Origin of the sequence: Stenotrophomonas sp. 2YAF22 (assembly GCF_052114665.1) — a bacterium.
GTDB classification, from domain to species: domain Bacteria; phylum Pseudomonadota; class Gammaproteobacteria; order Xanthomonadales; family Xanthomonadaceae; genus Stenotrophomonas; species Stenotrophomonas indicatrix.
In genome coordinates this window covers 1-1,571 of sequence record NZ_JBFRFE010000802.1, presented here as the reverse complement: position 1 = coordinate 1,571, position 1,571 = coordinate 1, and the positions used below count along the sequence as shown (strand labels likewise).

Here is a 1,571-nt window from a genome sequence, read left to right as displayed (position 1 = left end):
ACGCATGGGTAGTGCCGGCCGCTGGCCGGCAACCCCCACACTGCCCGGCGGTTCCGTCACGCCGCGCGCGCCAAGGCACCCGTTGCTGTCGCCGTGGTGGACAGATCAAACACATCCACCGCTTCGATCAGGCGATCCGCCTGCTGTTCCAGGCTGCGTGCCGCCGCGCTCGCTTCTTCCACCAGCGCAGCATTCTGCTGGGTGGTGCCGTCCATCTGGATGATGGTCTGGCTGACCTGCTCGATGCCGGCCGACTGCTCCTGCGAGGCAGCGGAGATCTCGGCCATGATGTCGGTCACGCGCTGCACCGAAGCGACGATCTCGGCCATGGTGTCGCCGGCCTGGCGCACACGCTGCGCACCGTGGCCAACCTGTTCCACCGACGCCTCGATCAGCGATTTGATTTCCTTGGCCGCTGCCGCCGACCGCTGCGCCAGCGTACGCACTTCACTGGCGACCACCGCAAAGCCGCGGCCCTGCTCGCCGGCACGCGCCGCTTCCACCGCGGCATTCAGCGCCAGGATGTTGGTCTGGAACGCGATGCCGTCGATGACGCTGATGATGTCGGCGATCTGCCGCGACGAGCCTTCGATCGCATCCATCGTCGCCACGACCTGGCCGACCACTTCACCGCCGTGCGAGGCCACGCTGCGCGCACCGATCGCCAGCTGGTTAGCCTGCCGCGCGTGCTCGGCGTTCTGACGCACGGTGGAGGTCAGTTCCTCCATCGACGCGGCGGTTTCTTCCAAGTTCGCCGCCTGCTGTTCGGTGCGGCGCGACAGGTCGTTGTTGCCGGCGGAAATTTCCGCAGCGGCGGTGTGGATGCTGCCGGAGGCGTGCTTGATGTCGCTGACGATCGTCGCCAGCTGTGCAGCGGTGGCGTTGGCATCCCCCGCAATGCGGGCGAACACGCCCTGGAAGTCGCCGTCCATACGCGCGCCCAGGCGACCCTCGGCAATGGCACGCAGCATGGCCGAGACCTCCCCCAGGTTCTGTTCGGTGGTCTGCATCAAGCGGTTCAGGCCATCGACCATCGCGCGGAAATCATGCTCGAAGCGCGCACTGTCGCCGCGCTGGCTGAAGTCGCCCGCCGCCGCAGCTTCGGCCAGGCGGCGGATCTCGCCGTTGATCGCGCCCAGGTTGGATTTCACCGCATCCAGCGCCTCGGTGATCACGGCCTTCTCGCCGGGCAGGCGCTCCATGTCCAGGCTGAGATCGCCCACTGCATAGCGGCCCATGATCGTGATCGCGCGCATCTTCACCTGGATGTGCGCATCGACCAGGGTGTTGGTGTCGGCCACCATCGTGCCGTAGGCGCCGGGGAAGGCGCTGCTGTCCATGCGGTGGCTGATCGTGCCGGCGTCGTGTGCCCTTGCCATCGCGGTCTGCGCATCAAGCACGCCACGCAGGGTGCTCTGCACGGCCTGCATCGCCTGTGCCAGGCGACCGATCTCGTCGCGGCTGCGCACCTGCACCACGTGGTCGAGGTCACCGGCGGCAACCGCACGCGCGGCAGCTTCCACCGCCAGCACCGGCTGCACCACGGCGCGCCGCAGCCACCAGCCAAGGGC

The 1,571-nt window shown here is 68.1% G+C and carries 1 protein-coding gene; it reads right to left on the bottom strand.

Going from position 1 to position 1,571, the window contains the following annotated elements; translation table 11 throughout:
* Window positions 1-56 precede the first annotated feature (56 nt).
* A partial coding sequence (locus AB4Y84_RS21255) for a methyl-accepting chemotaxis protein (RefSeq protein WP_442250888.1) occupies window positions 57-1,571 on the bottom strand: 1,515 nt, incomplete at its 5' end.